Source organism: Streptosporangium sp. NPDC003464, assembly GCF_053588315.1.
The window spans coordinates 1-16595 of the sequence record NZ_JBSFPS010000104.1 but is presented as its reverse complement, the minus strand read 5'-3'; the positions used below and the strand labels follow the sequence as shown (position 1 = coordinate 16595).

Annotated in this window: 18 protein-coding genes; 7 read left to right on the top strand and 11 right to left on the bottom strand. The window is 70.6% G+C overall.

Annotated elements, in window-relative coordinates; all coding sequences use genetic code 11:
• Nucleotides 1-33 precede the first annotated feature (33 nt).
• Nucleotides 34-1392 (top strand): S41 family peptidase, encoded by a 1359-nt coding sequence (locus tag ACWDS7_RS23125; RefSeq protein WP_451930950.1) that lies wholly within the window; start codon nucleotides 34-36, stop codon nucleotides 1390-1392.
• 262 nt (nucleotides 1393-1654) lie between these two features.
• Here the strand turns inward: ACWDS7_RS23125 and ACWDS7_RS23120 are convergent, their stop codons facing one another.
• On the bottom strand, nucleotides 1655-2110 hold the full coding sequence (locus ACWDS7_RS23120; RefSeq protein ID WP_451930949.1) for a hypothetical protein: 456 nt from the start codon (nucleotides 2108-2110) through the stop codon (nucleotides 1655-1657).
• 27 nt (nucleotides 2111-2137) lie between these two features.
• Nucleotides 2138-2476 (bottom strand): class I SAM-dependent methyltransferase, encoded by a 339-nt coding sequence (locus ACWDS7_RS23115; RefSeq protein WP_451930948.1) that lies wholly within the window; start codon nucleotides 2474-2476, stop codon nucleotides 2138-2140.
• 101 nt (nucleotides 2477-2577) lie between these two features.
• Between ACWDS7_RS23115 and ACWDS7_RS23110 the strand changes: the two genes are divergently transcribed.
• The 3 genes from ACWDS7_RS23110 to ACWDS7_RS23100 all read left to right on the top strand — a co-directional run bounded on the left by ACWDS7_RS23110 (nucleotide 2578) and on the right by ACWDS7_RS23100 (nucleotide 4606).
• Complete coding sequence (locus ACWDS7_RS23110; RefSeq protein WP_451930947.1) at nucleotides 2578-3342, top strand: dihydrofolate reductase family protein; 765 nt, start codon at nucleotides 2578-2580, stop codon at nucleotides 3340-3342.
• Nucleotides 3343-3382: 40 nt separating this feature from the next.
• A complete protein-coding gene (locus ACWDS7_RS23105) occupies nucleotides 3383-4171 on the top strand; it encodes an MBL fold metallo-hydrolase (protein ID WP_451930946.1) in 789 nt (262 codons plus the stop codon).
• A 141-nt stretch (nucleotides 4172-4312) separates the two neighbouring features.
• Nucleotides 4313-4606, top strand: a complete 294-nt coding sequence (locus tag ACWDS7_RS23100) for a hypothetical protein (protein ID WP_451930945.1) — start codon at nucleotides 4313-4315, stop codon at nucleotides 4604-4606.
• Between the two features lie 183 nt (nucleotides 4607-4789).
• Here ACWDS7_RS23100 and ACWDS7_RS23095 read toward each other — a convergent pair whose 3' ends face one another.
• From ACWDS7_RS23095 to ACWDS7_RS23080, 4 genes are read right to left on the bottom strand one after another with little or no spacing between them, the layout of a single operon-like run.
• On the bottom strand, nucleotides 4790-7153 hold the full coding sequence (locus ACWDS7_RS23095; protein WP_451930944.1) for a penicillin acylase family protein: 2364 nt from the start codon (nucleotides 7151-7153) through the stop codon (nucleotides 4790-4792).
• Between the two features lie 8 nt (nucleotides 7154-7161).
• Nucleotides 7162-9477: an FtsX-like permease family protein gene (locus tag ACWDS7_RS23090; protein WP_451930943.1), complete on the bottom strand. Its 2316-nt coding sequence runs from the start codon at nucleotides 9475-9477 to the stop codon at nucleotides 7162-7164.
• Nucleotides 9474-10184 carry an ABC transporter ATP-binding protein gene (locus ACWDS7_RS23085; protein ID WP_451930942.1) on the bottom strand — a complete coding sequence of 237 codons (711 nt, stop codon included), beginning with the start codon at nucleotides 10182-10184 and terminating at the stop codon, nucleotides 9474-9476. The genes ACWDS7_RS23090 and ACWDS7_RS23085 overlap by 4 nt, the downstream gene beginning before the upstream one ends.
• The gene (locus ACWDS7_RS23080) at nucleotides 10181-10708 is read right to left on the bottom strand and encodes a PadR family transcriptional regulator (RefSeq protein ID WP_451930941.1); all 528 of its coding nucleotides are present in this window, start codon (nucleotides 10706-10708) and stop codon (nucleotides 10181-10183) included. The genes ACWDS7_RS23085 and ACWDS7_RS23080 overlap by 4 nt, the downstream gene beginning before the upstream one ends.
• Before the next feature lie 401 nt (nucleotides 10709-11109).
• Between ACWDS7_RS23080 and ACWDS7_RS23075 the strand changes: the two genes are divergently transcribed.
• Nucleotides 11110-11331: a hypothetical protein gene (locus ACWDS7_RS23075; RefSeq protein ID WP_451930940.1), complete on the top strand. Its 222-nt coding sequence runs from the start codon at nucleotides 11110-11112 to the stop codon at nucleotides 11329-11331.
• A 120-nt stretch (nucleotides 11332-11451) separates the two neighbouring features.
• On the opposite strand, the gene ACWDS7_RS23070 is transcribed toward ACWDS7_RS23075, so the two are convergent.
• Nucleotides 11452-12462 (bottom strand): aldo/keto reductase, encoded by a 1011-nt coding sequence (locus ACWDS7_RS23070; RefSeq protein ID WP_451930939.1) that lies wholly within the window; start codon nucleotides 12460-12462, stop codon nucleotides 11452-11454.
• Nucleotides 12463-12474: 12 nt separating this feature from the next.
• Nucleotides 12475-13128 (bottom strand): SDR family oxidoreductase, encoded by a 654-nt coding sequence (locus ACWDS7_RS23065; RefSeq protein ID WP_451930964.1) that lies wholly within the window; start codon nucleotides 13126-13128, stop codon nucleotides 12475-12477.
• On the opposite strand from ACWDS7_RS23065, the gene ACWDS7_RS23060 reads away from it, so the two are divergent.
• Nucleotides 13101-13943 carry a helix-turn-helix transcriptional regulator gene (locus ACWDS7_RS23060; RefSeq protein WP_451930938.1) on the top strand — a complete coding sequence of 281 codons (843 nt, stop codon included), beginning with the start codon at nucleotides 13101-13103 and terminating at the stop codon, nucleotides 13941-13943. The genes ACWDS7_RS23065 and ACWDS7_RS23060 overlap by 28 nt on opposite strands.
• Here ACWDS7_RS23060 and ACWDS7_RS23055 read toward each other — a convergent pair.
• The gene (locus tag ACWDS7_RS23055; RefSeq protein ID WP_451930937.1) at nucleotides 13922-14068 is read right to left on the bottom strand and encodes a hypothetical protein; all 147 of its coding nucleotides are present in this window, start codon (nucleotides 14066-14068) and stop codon (nucleotides 13922-13924) included. The genes ACWDS7_RS23060 and ACWDS7_RS23055 overlap by 22 nt on opposite strands.
• 157 nt (nucleotides 14069-14225) lie before the next feature.
• Nucleotides 14226-14837, bottom strand: a complete 612-nt coding sequence (locus ACWDS7_RS23050; protein WP_451930936.1) for a TetR/AcrR family transcriptional regulator — start codon at nucleotides 14835-14837, stop codon at nucleotides 14226-14228.
• Between the two features lie 104 nt (nucleotides 14838-14941).
• Between ACWDS7_RS23050 and ACWDS7_RS23045 the strand changes: the two genes are divergently transcribed.
• Entirely contained in the window at nucleotides 14942-16420 is a 1479-nt protein-coding gene (locus ACWDS7_RS23045; RefSeq protein WP_451930935.1) for an MFS transporter, read from the top strand.
• On the opposite strand, the gene ACWDS7_RS23040 is transcribed toward ACWDS7_RS23045, so the two are convergent.
• Nucleotides 16410-16595, bottom strand: a 186-nt coding sequence (locus ACWDS7_RS23040; protein ID WP_451930934.1) for a hypothetical protein, incomplete at its 5' end; no start/stop codon positions are given. The two genes, ACWDS7_RS23045 and ACWDS7_RS23040, sit on opposite strands and share 11 nt — an antisense overlap.

Genomic DNA, 16595 nt, shown 5'->3' with positions numbered 1-16595 from the left:
CCGGATAACATGCTTCCGGCCACGCTGGCTGCCATGATCAAAACCCTCTGCACCGCCGTCCTGGTGACGGCCTGCTCCATGTCCGCGTCCGCGTCGGTCCCGACGCCCCAGCCGAAGGCGGTGTCCGCGCCGGCCGCCACTCCGAACGGAGGGTGCGCCGCCATCACGGCGCCACCGCCGCAATCGGCGCCTCCGACGTCGGTGAACACGCTCCGGCAGGCGTACTTCTGCGTGCTGGACAACTACTACAGCGGCCCGGCCATGGATTCGACGGCGCTGCTGAAGAGCGCCTTCGCCGCCTACACCCGGGACCTGATGCGGCGCGGCGCCGACCGGTCCGACCTCCGGCTGCCCGCCCTGACCGGGAACCGGGACACCGACTGGGCCGCCTTCGCGAAGGTCATCGGCGCCGGCGACCCCGCCGCCCTGCGCGCCGCGATCACCGGCATGGTCGCCGGACTGCACGACAACCACGCCCGCTGGAACAGGCCGACCCCGCCGCCGGAGGGCGGGCCGACCGGGACCGGCATCGTGGGCGCGTCGGCCATGCAGGGCCCGCAGCTCGACCCCGCGGCCCGGCCGCCGCTGTTCATCACCCGCGTCCTGCCCGGCAGCCCCGCCGCCAAGGCCGACATCAGGCCCGGCGACATCGTCGTCAAGGTCAACGGCGTGCCGGCGTTCGTCGGGGACACCGTGAACCAGGGCCTCCTCGACGTCTTCGCCTCCGACAAGCTACGGCTCACGCTCAAGCGCCCCACGACGGGACGGACCCGCACCGTCGAGCTCAAGGAGGGGCCCATCACGCGGCAGCCTCCGGCGGTGACGTCGAAGGCGCTCCCCGGCGGCGTCACGTACGTCCAACTGCCCGGATTCTACGAAGGCGCCGCCGACCAGGTCATCGCCAAGCTGCGTGGCAAGCCGGAGGCGGTGGTCCTCGACCTGCGCGGCAACGGCGGCGGGTCGCCTCGCGAGGTGACGCGGCTGCTCGGCGCGTTCGCGCACGGCAAGGTCACCAGCTACTTCTGTCCGCTCAGGGGCGACTGCGTGCCCAACCGGACCGATGACGGTGTCCCGCTGCTCGGCCTGCGCCTGGTCGTCCTCACCGACCGCGGGTGCGCCTCGGCCTGCGAGGACTTCAGCGCGGCTGTCAAGGGCAACGGCCTGGGCACCCTCATCGGGACCCGCACGGCCGGTGCCGTCTCCGGCCCCTCCGAGGGATACCTCCTCGACGACGGCAGCGTCCTGCTGCTGCCCAAGGTCCGGCATCTCGGGCCCGCCCGCGAGATCATCGACACGATCGGCGTGCCGGTTGACCACTACGCCCCCATGACCGCCCTCGACCTGGCCACCGGGCGCGACCCGGGCGTGGCCAAGGCGCTCACGCTTCTTTGACGCGCTTGCCGCAACGGTCAACAGCGAGTCGCCGAGGTGGGTTGGCCAGGGCCTGACCTGGCGGAGTTCCACCTCAAGCTGATCGCGGCCGCAGCGGCCGGGCTGACCACCCCCTCACCATGACCCGCTCACCCTGGGCGGTAGGTCGTTCAAGGTCGTCGGCGTCGCGGTCACCGCCGCCATGCCCGGCTGCTCGCTGGGGCAAGTCTCTCGGTGCTGGTCGGCGGCCGGATGGCCGACCAGACCCGACGCGTCGGACTCCTCAAGGCAGTCGGCGGCACCCCGAGCCTGGTCGCTGCCGTGCTGCTCGCGGGTTGTGGCGCCGGCGCGCGACATGGACGGTGATGTCGGCGGCAAGCTCGACCGTCTCAGGCAGGACCTGCATGATCCGGCTGAACACCTGCTCCTGCTCCAAGGTCGGCAGTACGAGATAAGCCGAGACGGTCGAGAGATGGCCGATGTAGTCGCGGGCACTCAGGGTCAAGCGCCGCTCGATCACGGACTGCTGGACATCGGTGAACCACCGCGAGCGCTGGAGTTCCGTCCCCGGCCACTGCATGTCGTTCTCCGGAGGCGTCCCGTCAGGAGAGGGGACCTCGTCGCTCGCCAGGAACGGCGACCGTGCCGCGCGGACAGCTTCCTGCACAGCCGGGTCAGCCAGCCGGATCGGCCCGCCGAACGAGGCGAACACGCCACCCGGCTCAAGCAGCGCGGCCATGCGTGACCACCGATCCTGCGGGTCGGTTCAATGCAACGCCGCTGCCGCATAGACCAGCCCGTACCTCTCGCCCGGTCGCAGGTCCTCGAACGCGGCTTGCACGGCTGTGACGTCTGCCGGCACGTGCTTGCGCAGCTCGGCGAGCATGGCCCCATCGGGCTCGGTCGCGGTGACCGTGACCCCTCGCTGAGCGAACAGGCGGGTTGCTTTGCCGGTCCCGGCGCCGATTTCGAGGGCAGTCCGCACCGGCTGCGCCGCGTACGCCACCACCATGTCGAAAAGCTCCACGGGATACCCCAGCCGGAACCGTTCGTACGCTTCGGCCATCACTCCGAAACTCAGTGCGCGATCAGACATGCCGATCATCCTGACTCATCAACCGCCGCGGCGGACGCGGGGCTGGGGCAGCAACCGAACGGCCAGTCACGTTAAGACATAGGTCAGGGCGGGGGCCGTTGCGGTCACCGTTGATCGGCGTTTTCCTGCTCGGCGGCCGCGGCGTAGGCGGCCTCGAGGCGCTCGAACGGGCCTGGACCGTCGTGCGGCTTCGGCGGGGCGCCGAGGTGGCGGACGCGAAGCTCGTCCATGAGCTCCTCGATGAACGCCGGACCCTCGTCGCGCATGAGCTGCTGCCGGCTCCGGAGCTCCTCTACTCGATGCAGGTATCCCTCGACCTGCGCATCGAGCAAGTCCCGGGGGACAACGGTGCCGGCGAGTGGCTGCGCATCGGCAAGGAACTGCACCGCGAGGCCAACGCGCAGACGCAGGCGCTCGCGCTCATGGTCCACGGCCGGGTCTACTACGAGGCCATGGAGGAATACTGGCCACGGGCGCGCGAGGACGCGTCGCTGCCGGATGTCATGCGTGAGTACGGCGAGATCTGGACCGCCAAGCCCAAGGTGCTCGTCTCCCGCACGCGCCGCAGTGCCGATCACAACACCCGGATCATCGGTGGAGACGACGCGATCGAGCAGCTCGCCGCCCTGCGGGCCGAGACCGACGGCCGCATCAGTGTGGGTGGCGCGGCGCTCGCGACGCAGCTGCTCCGGGCGGGGCTTCTTGACGAGTTGCTGCTCTTCACCCATCCCGCGATCCTCGGCTTCGGCAGGCCGCTGTTCGACGACTACGACCTGCCGATCGATCTCGACCTGCTGGAGCAGCGATCGTTCGAGCAGGGCGTCACGATGCATCGCTACGCCATCCGGGACGCAAAGGAGGCGAGCTCGTGCTGAAGCAGGTCGCGGGGGTGTGTGGGTCCACGAGAGCGAGTTCGTGCAGAGCAACGCCGTTGTGGTGCAGGGCCGGGCCGGTGCGCTGCTCATCGACCCCGGGGTGACCGGCTCCGAGATCGGCTGCCTCGCGAACGACCTTCGCGAGTTGGGCCAGCCCGTTGTGGCAGGGTTTTCCACGCATCCGGACTGGGATCACCTGCTCTGGCACGCCCGGCTCGGTGAGGCGCCCCGTTACGGCACGGCGCGCTGCGCGGCCACTGTCCGAGATCAGCTGCCGGACGCAGGTGCGAAGGCCCGCATCGCCGCCCACCTGCTGGAGACGGAAATCGCCGGGCAGGTACCGCTGGACCTGCTCGGCCTCATCACCGGCCTGCCCGCCGAAACTGCGCAGATTCCTTGGGACGGCCCCGGGGTCCGGATCATCGAGCATCAAGCGCATGCCCCGGGCCATGCGGCGCTGTTGATCGAGGAACGCGGGGTTCTCGTCGCCGGCGACATGCTTTCTGATGTCTTGATCCCGATGCTCGACCTGGACGGCACCGCTGACCCGATCGAGGACCACCTCGCCGCGCTGCGGCTGCTGGAGGGCGTGGCGGGCGACGTTGATGTCGTCGTCCCGGGCCACGGTTCCGTCGGCGGATCCGACCAGATACAGGCACGGATCGAGCAGGATCGGGCGTACGTACTCGCGTTGCGGAACGGCCAGGTCCCCGCCGACTCACGGGTCGGCCCATCGGCCAAGCCTGGCTGGGAGTGGGTGAGCGACGTGCACGAAGGGCAACTCCAACGCCTCGCCCAGAGAAGCGAGCGCGACGGGGCGCCCCGCTAGCGATCGGTGTGCGACACAGCCGGTGCGCGCGGGTCGCCGACCGGGATCCGGGGCAGCGGCACGACGTTCTTCAGGGTGGTCGGGCTGGTCAGCGGGGGTTGCCCCCTCTGTGGCGGCGAGCTGGGCGTCTGCGAGGGTCCTGTGGACGACGCCGACGGAGACCTTGACGCCGGCGGCGATGGTGCGGATGGATTCCCCGCGCTTGCGGCGGGCCAGGATCGCGGCGCGTTCGTCGTCGCCGACCACGGGTCGGCGGCCACCGACCCGGCCGCGGCGGCGGGCCGCCTCCAGGCCGTCCTCGGTCCTGCGGACGATGTCGCGGCGCCGGTCTTCGGACAAGGCCAGGGCCAGATCCAGGATCAGGGAGCGCTCGGTGTGCTCACCGGCCGCGATGCCCTCCAGCACCTTCTTCCGTTCATCAAACGCAGTGTGTGAGGTAGATGAGCTGTATTGGAAAACGAACGGCGAGATGAACGCTCGAAGCCTGAGCTGGAATGGCGTCCGGCGAACTGTGGCTGTGGCCCCCGGCCGGGACCGGCCGACCCCGGCGCGCATCTGCTCCGCGCCCTCATAATTCCTCGGCAACGCGCTCACCGGGGATGCCGGTGAGCGCGTTCGCTACCGCAACGACGTCGTCGTCAGCCGGGGATACGCCTTGATCTCGGCCTCGGTGAACCGCTCCGTCACCCACTGGCCGCGCGAGAACAGCTCGGTCTGGTCGGCGTGATGCGGCGAGGCCGAGCTGGCCGACAGCGAGTACGTCAGCACGGTCCGGGTGCGCGGCCCGGTCGGGGTCAGCTCCACGGCCATCAGGAAGCTGGAGCCGGTGTTGACGTCCGGATAGCGGCCTTCCTTGCTGAGCGTGCCGCCGGTGCGGATCCGATCGAAGCAGCCCTCCCCCTCGGTGCAGCCCGGCACCGGGACGGAGCCGTACCGCTGGGCTTGCCCCGGTGTGAGCGTCAGCGGGAGGCCGTTGGCCGTGAAGACCTGCACGGCGTCGGCCAGCGCGGTCGGCACCGCCGGGTTGGCGATGTCGAGCCCGCGCGGCGTGGTGAGCGGGTGCTCGGTATCGAACGGCACCTTCCACCAGCTCTTTGGCGGGATGACCGCACCGTCGGGCCGTCTCTGCGGGCGGTTCAGGCCCAGAAAGAACTCGCGCCACAGGATTGCGCCACGGCTGCCGAGGCGGGCCCGCCCGTCCCAAGCCGCCAGCGTGGCGCAGGCTCGGCGGACGTCGACCGTCTCGCCGTCGCTCGCCGTCATCACAGGCTTGGCCCGGCACAGCGCGCGCAGATCCGGGCGGAGCAGCTCGGCGCCCAGGTTGCGCTTGCCCGTCGCCGTCCGCTGGAGGGTCTCCAGCGTGAAGCCGGGGGCGCCGAGCCCGTCGTCACCCGACAGGCGCTGGGCGATCATGTCGAGGCCGACCCGGGTGCGCAGATCCCGTTCCGTACGGGTGTCGCCGTAGATGCGTGGATAGTCCGTGAGCGGGGCCTTCGGGTTGGCCAGCCAGGGACTGGCGTTGGCGTTGGTCACGTAGTCGGCGCGGGCCAGCCGGGGCTGGGCGGCGGGGCCGAAGATGCCCGGCTCGATCGCGTCCGCGTCCTTGCCCCACAGGCAGGCCGACGTGGAGCCGTCCAGGATGAGCATCTCGGGGTCGTCCTTGGCGCGGCAGCGCTCCGCCTGCTCGTCAGTGACGTGCGGGACTACCGAGGCGTCGGCGAAGTACGCCTCGCCGCCGGCGTCCGTGGCGAGCGTGTAGACGAACGGCATGCCCTGGTAGGTGTCCTGCGCGCGGCGCAGCGCGGCCAGGTCGCGGGCGGCGCCCATGGCCAGCCACTCGTCGGCGAAGCGCAGATTGGCGGCGTTGACGTCGGCCAGGGCGATCGCCGTCTCCTCCGTCCAGCCGATAGCCAGCACCGGGCCGTACCGGGAGGTGTACAGGGTGGTGGTGACGGCGCTGGTCGCGCCCTGGGCGTCCCGGACGGTGACCGACACCTCCTGTCGGCCCATCGGCTCGGGCCGGTCGTCCACCAGGTATGAGGTGCGCTGGCCCGGCACCAGCTTGAGCTGGTACAGGGTGAAGCGCTGGGCGTGGGAGACGGTGTGCGTCCAGGCCACGCTCGCGTTGTGGCCGATCTGGACCATGGGGGTGCCGTACAGGCTGCCGCCCGACACGTCGAGCACCCCCGGGATGGTCAGGTGGACCTGGTAGAAGCGGCGGCTGCCGTTCCACGGAAAGTGAGGGTCGGCCAGCAGCATGCCATGGCCGTCGCGGGTGGCCTCGCGCCCGATGGCGTAGGCGTTGCTGCCGGGGGCGGTCACCGTCCCCGACGGGACCTTCCTGTCCGGCCCCTTTTCCGCCTGCTCCGGCGCCTGCCCCGAGGCGGCGATGGCCTCCTTGAACGAGGAGCTGCCGCCCAGGCGGCCGAGGTCGAGCAGGTTCATCCAGACGTCCGTGGCCGTGATGGGGCCGACCCACTCCTTGCCCCGGCATGCCGGGTCGGGCAGCCTGGTCACGCCCGTGTCGCTCAGGTAGCGGTTGAACCCGGCGACGTAGCCGTCCACGAGCGCGCGCAGCTCGGCGCGGGGACCGTGGGGCGCGGGGCGGGCGAGCACCCGGCGCAGCACGCCCGACGCCTGGACGCTCTTGTAGTACACGTCGCTGGCCAGGTTGGAGATCGGATCGATGGCGTCGTCCGACATCGCCTCCGCGCCGAAGTAGCGCGACCGCTCGCCGCGCAAGGTGAGCACCCATGAGGTCATGACGCACAGATTGTCCTGTGCGAAGGCGTAGCCGTAGCCGTAGCCGAGGCCGCCGTGGTCTTTCGCCAAGATGTGCGGGATGCCGTACTCGGTGCGCCTGATGTCGGCGGCGTAGCGGCCTTCGGCGGCTCGCGCCGGCGCGGGCGCCGCCACGAGGAGGGCGCCGACCAGGGCCGCTACGAGCGGTGCGGCCAGCCGCGGGACAAGTGTCATGATCATCGACGGTCCTATTCGAAGCGGGCGTTGTCGGGCGCGGTCACGCGTTTGAGCAGCGGCAGGCCGGCGAGGATCACCAGCAGGGCGGCCAGCAGCCCGCCGCCGACGGTCAGGAAGTAGGCGGGGCCCGGCAGCGCCGCCGGCGCGCTCTTGATGGCCAGCTGGTCGATCATCGGCTCGGCCACGCCGAAGCCCGCGGCCGCCGCCACCAGGGCGGCCAGCACCACCGGGGCCGCCGTCTCCAGCAGCACCACCCTGGACAGTGTCCGGGTCGGCGTACCGCACAGCCGCAGCAGCGTGAACGGCTGCCTGCGCTCCACCACGCCGCCGGCGACCGCCACCAGCAGGCCGCAGCCCGCCACCAGCAGGGTCAGCGCGACGATGGCCAGCGCGACGCGTTCCACCTGCTCCAGCAGCACCGCACGGGCCTGGGCGACCTCGGCGAACGTCTGCGGCGTCTCGGCGCTGCCAGAGCGGGCGACGTACGGGGTCAGCAGCGTACGGATCTGCTCACGGACGGCCGGGTCGTCCACGCGGATCAGCGCCGCCGCCAGGGGCAGACCGGCTGAGGCGGTCTGGTCGTTCTTCCCGGGGTTGCCGAAGTTGCCGGGTGCGGCAGAGTTGGCCGCGTCCACGATCGGCAGGTTGCGGTCGACGGAGAGCATGTTGTCGCTGGTCAGCAGCCGGTTGAAGTCGGCCGCCACCGCTCGGACGCCCGGGGCGCACCGGCCGAGCGCCGGGAAGCCGGTCAGGGCGTGGCATTCGACCACGTGGCCGAGCAGGAAGTCGAGCCGGCACCCGGGGCCCGGGTCGCACGGCGGAGGCCCGTCGGGCGGAGCCGGCGTCTCGGCCCTGCGGTAGATCGGCAGCATGGTGACGCCGGGATGGGCGCGTACCTTGGCGAGCAACTCGGTCGCCGTGCCAGGCGGCAGCGGGAGGCCCTCGGCGGCCTCGGCGTATCCGAACGGCGCCCGCATGACCTCGTTCAGCGTGCCGCCGCCCGCCGCCTCCTGACCCGAGACGACGGCGGGGACGATGCCGGCGACGGCCGTGCCGATGAAGACCGCCAGCACGATCCCGTTCACCGACCGGAAGGCGCCCTTCGGGTCGGCCGCCAGCCGCTGCGCTGCCAGCAGCGTCGCCGGACCGGACGTGACACGGGCGGCCAGCCGCGCGGTCAGCATCGTCAGCCACGGCCCGGCCACCACGAGACCGACCATGATCAGCGCCAGGCCGACGTCGACGAGCACCGCGTTCGGGTCGTTACCGCCCGCGAACACCGGGCCCGCGAACAACCCCAGGCCCGCCAGGAGCGGGAGCACCCGCCACCACCCCGGGGCGGAGGCCCGCACCTTGCGCGCCGCGCCGAGCGGCGTGATCCGCACCCGGCGCAGCGACCACAGGGCGGCGCCGGTGGCGGCGAGCGGCACGCCCGCGACCACGGCGGCGTACTGCAGCGCAGTGGGCGCGACCGCATCGGAGAAGAAGCGGGAACCGGTGATAGTGACGCCGGCCAGGGCGGGTTGCAGCGCCTGGAAGACCGCGATGCCGGCGAGCGCGCCCAACAACGCGCCGAGCACCGCGTCCGCCGAGGCGATCGCGTTGATCTGCCGTGCGGTGGCGCCCGCCAGCCTGATCGCCGCGGAGCGCGCCTCACGGCGGGCGGCGGCCAGGCGCGTGGCCGTGCCGACGAGGACGAGCAGCGGGAAGATCAGGCCGATGGCGGCGATGCCGAAGCCGTGCTCGTACAGGGCCGTGGTGTCGTCCGCGGGCCGGGTGGTGGCGACCGTGTCGACGGCCACGGTGCCGGCCATCGCGGCCAGCCCGTCGGAGGTCTGGCCGACGACGGCGACCAGGTCGTCAGGGCCGGACAGCGCCGCCCGTCCGATCAGGCCGGCGCGGGTGCCGGGGAAGCGGTCGGCGAGCTGCTCGCGCGGTACGGCATCCATCAGCTCGGCGAGCGCGGGCGAGACGTAGTACCGCCCCGGGCCGGGCAGCGCGGGGAGGCCGGGCATGGTCGGCGTGGGTGTTTTCGCGTCGAGGACGGCGACGTCGAGCCGCTTGATCGGGCGGCCCGTGTAGGAGTCCTGGCGGTGGTTCCACAGCACCGCGCCCGGGGTGGCGCCGAGCGCCCAGCCGCTCGGTGCGGAGCCGGTCGTGCACTCCCAGCACGGGCGGCCCGCGGTGACCTGGAAGGCGTTGAACAGCGCCACCGTGCACAGCAGCACCGTCACCCCCATCGCGACGGCGGAGGTGACGAGTGCCAGCCGGACGGCCGCCTCCCGGCCGCCGCGCAGCGCCAGCCGCAGGCCCAGCCACAGCGTCATCGGACGGCCTCGCCGGCGTAGAGGTCGGTGACCTTACCGTCGCGCACCATGACCTCTCGGTCGGCGCAGGCGGCGACGCGGGCGTCGTGGGTCACCACGATCACGGTCGTGCCCTCCCGGCGGGCCAGGCCGACGAGCAGTTCCATGACCTTCTCGCCGGTGAGCGAGTCGAGCGCGCCGGTGGGCTCGTCCGCGAAGATCACCTTGGGGCGCGTCACCAGCGCCCTGGCGATCGCCACCCGTTGCGCCTGCCCCCCGGACAACTCGCCGGTGCGCCGCCCGCCCAGGTCGTCCAGCTCCAGCTGCTTCAGCCAACCGCGCGCCCGCTGGTAGGCGTGCTTGCGCTTGACCTTGCCGAGCAGCAGCGGCAGGGCGATGTTGTCGGCCACCGTGAGCTCCGGCACCAGCTGGCCGAACTGGAAGACGAAGCCGAACGCGGTGCGGCGCAGCTCGGACCGTCGGGCGTCGCTCAGGGTGTCCAGCCGCCGCCCGTCGAACCAGACCTCGCCCGCGTCGGGGGTGAAGATGCCGGCCAGGCAGTGCAGCAGCGTGGACTTGCCGGAGCCGCTCGGGCCCATGATCGCCAGGGTCTCTCCCGCCGTCACGGACAGGCTCGCCTCGCGTAGCGCCTGCGTCCGGCCGTAGGAGCGGTCGATGGAACGGGCCTCCAGCAGCGGGCCCGGCACGGGAAGGGCGTCGACGGTCATGCGCGGCGCACCGTTTCCGCCAGCGCGCTCAGCCGGGCCGTGGTCACGTCGATCCAGCGCAGGTCGGCGTCCAGATGGAACAGGGCATGGTCGGCCAGCAGGGCGTCCACGAGGGCGCCGCCGCGTTTGATCTCCGACAGCTCGCGCATGCGCCGCATGTGCGTGGCGCGCTGGGTGTCAAGGAAGCGCTGCGCGTCGTGGCCCAGCATCAGCGCCAGCACGACCTTCGTGAACAGCACCGTCTGCAGGAACGGCTCCGCCGCCACCGGCTCGGCCAGCCACACATCCACCTCCTGCTTGCCGAGTGTGGTGATGGCATAGCGCTTGCGGTCGGGGCCGTCGCCTGGTTCGCTCTGGCCGGCCGTGACCTTGCCGTCCCTGGCCAGGCGGCCGAGCGTCGAATAGACCTGCCCGAAGGGCAGCGGCTTGCCCCTGCCGAAGTAAGTGTCGTAGTCGCGCTTCAGGTCGTAGCCATAGCTGGGCTCGCGATCCAGGAGGCCCAGCAGGGCCAAGGGGACTGTCATGGCGGATCACTATATACCGGAGGTATATACGCGGTGAATAAGGATGCGCACATGCGGGGCCCGTTCCCACGAGGCCGTACACCCCCCGAGTAGGGGCCCGATGGATGCGCGCCCCCAGGAGACGCGGTGCGCATGCGTCGTGTCACATCACCGGGATCGAGGGGACCCGGGGGCTGAGGAACATCGGAACCGAATCGTGCGGCTGTACTCTGCGTGATCACTCACACGGCAATGGGGGCGTCGTTGATGCCGCATGCTTCGCCTCCGACCGCGAATGAGGAAGATCACCGCGTCGCTTGAGCTGTGGGTTGCCAGGCACGACGAACAACGACACTCTGAACTGACGTCAGAACCAAAGATGGCCACAACCGACGCAGCCGGGGCTGCAAAGGGGGTCACCCATGGAACTTCTGCTGGGCATAGCGATTGTCATCGCGATCATCTACATGGTCGGCTCGGCGGGGGACAGCGAGGAGCATCCCGGGTGGCGGGGGATTCCGAAGCCGAGGATCGACTGGGAGAACCCGCCGTTCGGAGTCGACAGGAAGTCCTGGAAGCGGACGCAGCAGAGGAATCAGCGGATCCAGCGGGAGATCCGGAAACAGCCCCCGTGCGACCCCTGACCAGGTCGCCAGGGTCTAGACCCTGTTCCGCCGACAACGGCCCTCATCCGGCCATGCCGGGGTGTGACAGGTCCTCGCGGGCGCGCGCGTGGGCCTGTCCGCCAAGTCATCGCGTCCCAATTACGGGCGGGTGGGGCCTTCGCCCGCGGCGGACTGCTCCAGTGCCAGGGTGATCTCGTCGAGGTCGGCTGAGGTGAGCGACAGCGTGGCCGCCGGCGTCCACCCGTCCACCTGGTCTGTACGGCGAGCGCCGACGATCGCGCCGCTCACTCCCGGCCAGGCCAGCGTCCAGGCCACGGCGACCGCCGAGACCGTGACGCCGTGCCGTACGGCGATGGGGCGCAGCGCGTCGACCACGCTCAGGCGCGCGTCCAGCCCGGTGGTGAAGCTGGGGTGGCCGGCCCGCCAGTCGTCGGCCGGCATGCTCGCCGCGCGCTCCTTGGTGAAGGCGCCGGTGAGCAAGCCCGACTCCAGCGGCGAGTAGACGATCACGCCGGTGCCATGCTCCTTGGCCCAGGCGATCTCCGGCGCGGCCTTGCGGTTGAGCGCGGAGAACTGCGGCTGGATGGCGTCGACGTGCGCGATGCGCTCGGCACGCTCGAGTTCGACGGCGGAGTGGTTGGACAGGCCGATCGCACCGACCTTGCCCTCCGCCTTAAGATCGGCCATGACCTGCCAGTAGTCCTCGAGCGGGATGGCGTTGGGAGAGACTTCGCCCGCCCCGCCGTTCCAGTCGAGCGGTTCGCCGGTGTCGGGCCAGTGCACCTGGTAGAGGTCGATCTGGTCGACGCCGAGCCTGCACAGCGAGTCGTCCACCTCGCGGCGCACCTGCGCCATCGTCCTGCGCGGCGTCGTGCCGGGGTCGGCCGGGTCCCAGACGAGACCGCCCTTGGTGAACAGGTACGGGCGCTCATCCTCGGGGAGATCGGCGATCGCCTTGCCGACGACCTCCTCTGAGTGGCCGTAGCCGTAGACGGCCGCGGTGTCGATCCAGTTCACGCCATTGGCGACGGCGTGCCTGATGGTGGCGATGGAGTCGACGTCGTCCTGGCTGCCCCAGCTCCAGCGCCAACCGGCGCCGCCGATGGCCCAGGAGCCGAACCCGACCCTACTGAGGTCCTGAAATTTCATGGTCTTACGTCCTTACGGCTGGCGGGTCGGGTACACGGTGATCTGGGAGAGGTTGACGTGCTTGGGCTGCTCGACGGTGAACGCGATGACGTCGGCGATGTTCTCCGACGTCAGCCACTCGAAGGCCGCGCGCCACTGCCCCACGAAGGCGTTGACGCCCTCGTCGGTGACGTGTCCCTGGAGCTCGGTCGCGGTCATGGCCGGTTCGACGGCCGTGACCCGCACCCCCTGCGGGCCGAGCTCGGCCCGCATCGTGCGCGACAGGTGGCTGACCGCCGCCTTCGTGGCGTTGTAGACCGCGAAGCCGGGGAAGACGACCTGCGCCACGATCGAGGAGGTGTTGACCAGGTCGGCGGGCCTGTCCTCGGCGCCTGCCGCCACCAGGTCGGGCAGGAAGGCGTCGATGGTGTTGAGCACGCCGTTGATGTTGACGTCCACCTCGCGCCGCCAGTCGGCGGTCTTACGCTCCTGGATCGGCGCGGGCAGCATCACTCCGGCGTTGTTGATCACCAGGTCCACCGGGCCGAACGTCTCACGCACCTGGCCGGCGGCCGCGGCCACCGAGGCAGCGTCCGTGGTGTCCACCGTCACGGCCAGCGCCTCGCCGCCCGCTTCCTTACCACCCTTAAGCTGGCCCGATGGACAACAAGGCGGAGCTTGGCGAATTTCTCCGGTCCCGACGGGCGCGGTTGAAGCCGGACGAGGTCGGGCTGCCCATGTACGGCGAGCGCCGCCGGGTGCCGGGGTTGCGCAGGGAGGAGCTGGCCCAGTTGGCCGGGCTCAGCGTGGACTACTACGTGCGCTTCGAGCAGGGCAGGTCGGACAACGTGTCCGACGCGATCATCGACGCGGTTGCCTCGGCGCTCAGGCTCGACCGGACCGAGCGCGCTCACCTGCACAATCTGGCGCGCGGGGTGCGCGCGTCCACGCACAGGGAAGCGGCCCAGCAGGTGCGTCCCGGGCTGCTGCGACTCCTGGACGCGATCAAGGACACGCCCGCGTACATCGTCGGGCGGCGCACCGACATCCTGGCCTGGAACCCGCTGTTCGCCAAGCTCACCGTCGACCTCGACGCGCTTTCCGCCGAGGAACGCAACAAGGCGTGGCTGGTCTTCCGCAACGAGGTCGTACGCAGCAGATACGTCAACGGGGAGACCAAGGCCCGCGACGTCGTGGCGTACTTGCGGATGGATCTGGGACGCCACCCCGGCGACCCGGCGTTCGACGCGCTCATCTCGCGGCTGTCTGCCGAGTCACCGGAGTTCAAGCAGCTCTGGGCGGATCAGGAGGTGCGCGACAAGACGCACGGCGCCTACCACATGCGTCACCCGGTGGCAGGCGAGTTCACCCTGGCATACGAGACCCTGCGCCTACCGGACGACCCCGACCAGGCCCTCATCACCTACACCGCCGAGCCGGGGTCACCGTCGGAGGCGGCGCTGCGGCTGATCGCCGCAGCTCAGTCCCTGACCAGCCACTGACAGGCGGCTTCCTCATCGGTGAGGCCGAACACCTGCAGCCCCACCGGCGTGATGGAGCTGAACGCGGCGACGAGGTGCTGGTGGATGACCAGTATGCGCTCGAGAAGGTCGAGCTCCCAGATCACATAGTGGGCCCGGAACTCCTACGGTTCCGGTGAGCCGCCATTCAGTTGATCAGTGGGTACGGCGGCGCGGTGCCAGGATCTCGGTGACCCTGGCGATGGCTTCGGCTGTGATGTTTCGGCAGGTAGGAAGTGATGATCAGGCGGCCAGTGTGGCGATTCACACCTCATTGGACCAGCAGGGTTGGGTCGGCTCATCCACCCGGCGGTGGAGCCCGTCGAACATGACGGCCAGAAGCTGATCACGATGTGTGGGGGTCCGCTCCGCCGCCCAGGCGACTGAAGCGATCAGGGAAAAAAGGGCGGAAGCGTCAATATCGGGTCGGATCGTCCCTGCGTGCTGGGCTCTGGCCAGTAGTTGCGCCCCGGCGGCCTTGACGGCTTGGCAGGTGGCGTGGAGTTCGGATGTGGGGTCGGCGAGGCTGTCGACGAGGGCGTCGACCAGGCCGCGATAGGCCATGGCGTGCTCGACCGCGGCCGTCATCCAGGTGGCCAGGGCCTGGCGGGGGGAGAGGGAGGCGAGCAGCTCGTCCGAGCGGGCTTGCAGGCCGCGCAGGCTTTCGCCCAGCAATGCCTCCAGTAGTGCCTGGCGGGTCGGGAAGTGCCGGTAGAGGGTCACGTTGCCGACGCCGGCGGTGCGCGCGATGTCGTTCAAGGAGGCGCCAACGCCGTGCTCGGCGAAAGCCGTCCGGGCGGTCGTCAAGAGCCGCTCGTAATTGCGTCGCGCATCTTTGCGCCCTACGGGCCGGGCCTGCGTTGATCGATCCACCACGGGAACCCTCCACACATTTGCCAAAACGAGGAAGCTCCTCATATCTTAGCTCACCGAAAGCGAGGAAGTTCCTCGTTTATTTGGGTACCATTCCGAGGAGTGCCATGACCGAGCACAGCACGCACGTGGCGAGAGCAGGATCCGGGCCCGCCGGTGCCGCCCGACAGCAGCGCCACCCCGGCCTGGTGCTCGCCATCGTGCTGATCTGTCAGACGATGTTCATCCTGGACACCAACGTGGTGAACATCGCCCTCCCCGACATCCAGCACGACCTCGGCTTCTCTGCGGCCGGCCTGTCCTGGGTGCTCAATGCCTACATGCTGGCCTTCGGCGGTCTGCTGCTGCTCGGCGGTCGCGTGGGCGACATCGTCGGCCAACGGCGGGCGCTCATCGGCGGGGTGGTCATCTTCACCGTCGCCTCACTGGCCGGAGGGCTGGCCACATCGGCTGGGATGCTGCTGGCGGCCCGTGCCGGTCAGGGGATCGGTGCCGCCGTTGCCGCGCCGACCGTGCTCGCCCTCATCACCGTAGGCTTTCCGGACCCTGCGCGCAGGGCGCGGGCACTGGGGGCTTACGCGGCAGTCTCCGGTTCCGGCGCCGCGATCGGCCTCATCGCCGGCGGCATGCTCACCGACTGGATCTCCTGGCGGTGGGTGCTGTTCATCAACGTGCCGATCGGCATCGTCCTGCTGATCCTGGCCCCGCTATTCATCACCGAGACCGATCGCCACCCGGGCCGCTTCGATCTGGCGGGTTCGCTGACCTCGACGCTTGGCATGACCGCGCTCGTCTACGGCTTCATCCGCGCCGCTGAGCAGGGCTTTGGCGACATGGTCACGCTCGGCGCGCTCGGCGTGGCCGCCGTCCTGCTGGTCCTGTTCGTGGCCGTCGAGTCCCGTGCCCGGCAGCCGATCGTCCCGCTGCGGCTGTTCGCCGACCGCAACCGCGCCGGTGGCTACGTCGTGCTGCTGTTCGTTCTGGCCGCGGGCAACGGCATGTTCTTCTTTCTCACCCAGTTCCTGCAGCAGGTCCGCGGGTACAGCCCGCTGCAGGCGGGATTCGCCTTCGTGCCGCTGGCCCTCGTGATCCTGGCCTCTTCCGGTGCAGCGGCCCGGCTGCTGCCGCGCCTGGGTGCCAAGACGCTGATCGCCGTCGGCGCCGGGGCGATCAGCCTGGCTCTGCTGTGGATGACGCAGCTGACGCCCCGGACCGACTACGCCACGGCGCTGCTCGGCCCCATGATGATCGCCGGTCTTGGCATGGGCACCTTGCTGGTAGGAGCCACCACCGTGTTGTCCTCCGGGATCCAGGCCGAGGATGCCGGTGCCGCCTCGGGCCTGCTCAATGTCATGCAGCAGATCGGTGGTGCGCTGGGGCTGGCCATCCTCGTCACGGTGTTCGGCGCAGCCACGCGCGCTTCGCGTGGACCGGCCCACCAGGTCCTCACCGAGGGAGTCACCGCGGCCTTCACCGTCGCAGCCGTATTCACCGCCGGCGCAGTCCTCCTGGCCCTGACCATGAAGGACCGGCCGGCTCCCACAGCCGCAGCCGCAGCCGCAGCCGCAGAGGAGCTCACCCGATGACGTAGGGAGCAATCTCATCTGCGCCGGCGATGAGATGCAGAAACGGGACCCGGCGTACGTTTTCCGTCTCGGAGGCGGCCCCGGCGGGTTCGAGGTTGAGATCGCCGGCCACGACCACGGGGCGGCCTCCCCGCGCGGCGTCCTCGACGATCCGCCCGAGCTGCGCCACCTGGTC